Origin of the sequence: Psychrobacillus sp. NPDC093180, assembly GCF_044754065.1 — a bacterium.
In the GTDB taxonomy this organism is placed as follows: Bacteria; Bacillota; Bacilli; order Bacillales_A; family Planococcaceae; genus Psychrobacillus.
The window spans coordinates 1-1,347 of the sequence record NZ_JBIVOJ010000032.1 but is presented as its reverse complement, the minus strand read 5'-3'; the positions used below and the strand labels follow the sequence as shown (position 1 = coordinate 1,347).

Below are 1,347 nucleotides of genomic sequence, written 5' to 3'. Positions count from 1 at the left end.
ATTTGGTTAAGTCCTCGATCGATTAGTATTCGTCAGCTGCACGTGTCGCCACGCTTCCACCCCGAACCTATCTACCTCATCGTCTTTGAGGGATCTTACTTACTTGCGTAATGGGAAATCTCATCTTGAGGGGGGCTTCGTGCTTAGATGCTTTCAGCACTTATCCCGTCCACACATAGCTACCCAGCGATGCTCTTGGCAGAACAACTGGTACACCAGCGGTGTGTCCATCCCGGTCCTCTCGTACTAAGGACAGCTCCTCTCAAATTTCCTACGCCCACGACGGATAGGGACCGAACTGTCTCACGACGTTCTGAACCCAGCTCGCGTACCGCTTTAATGGGCGAACAGCCCAACCCTTGGGACCGACTACAGCCCCAGGATGCGATGAGCCGACATCGAGGTGCCAAACCTCCCCGTCGATGTGGACTCTTGGGGGAGATAAGCCTGTTATCCCCGGGGTAGCTTTTATCCGTTGAGCGATGGCCCTTCCATGCGGAACCACCGGATCACTAAGCCCGTCTTTCGACCCTGCTCGACTTGTAGGTCTCGCAGTCAAGCTCCCTTCTGCCTTTACACTCTTCGAATGATTTCCAACCATTCTGAGGGAACCTTTGGGCGCCTCCGTTACACTTTAGGAGGCGACCGCCCCAGTCAAACTACCCGCCTGACACTGTCTCCTACCCGGGTTACGGGTATGGGTTAGAATTTCAATACAACCAGGGCAGTATCCCACCGACGCCTCCTCCGAAGCTGGCGCTCCGGGCTCTAAGGCTCCTGCCTATCCTGTACAAGTTGCACCAAAATTCAATATCAAGCTATAGTAAAGCTCCACGGGGTCTTTCCGTCCTGTCGCGGGTAACCTGCATCTTCACAGGTACTATAATTTCACCGAGTCTCTCGTTGAGACAGTGCCCAGATCGTTACGCCTTTCGTGCGGGTCGGAACTTACCCGACAAGGAATTTCGCTACCTTAGGACCGTTATAGTTACGGCCGCCGTTTACTGGGGCTTCAATTCGCACCTTCGCTTGCGCTAAGCACTCCTCTTAACCTTCCAGCACCGGGCAGGCGTCAGCCCCTATACTTCACCTTACGGTTTTGCAGAGACCTGTGTTTTTGCTAAACAGTCGCCTGGGCCTATTCACTGCGGCTCTTCGAGGCTATGCACCTCAAAGAGCACCCCTTCTCCCGAAGTTACGGGGTCATTTTGCCGAGTTCCTTAACGAGAGTTCTCTCGCTCACCTTAGGATTCTCTCCTCGACTACCTGTGTCGGTTTGCGGTACGGGCACCTATCACCTCGCTAGAGGCTTTTCTTGGCAGTGTGAAATCAGGAACTTCGCTCATA

Annotated in this window: 1 rRNA gene; it reads right to left on the bottom strand. The window is 53.7% G+C overall.

Going from position 1 to position 1,347, the window contains the following annotated elements:
- Positions 1-2: 2 nt before the first annotated feature.
- Positions 3-1,347, bottom strand: a 23S ribosomal RNA gene (locus ACIP9W_RS22440); the annotation flags it as partial.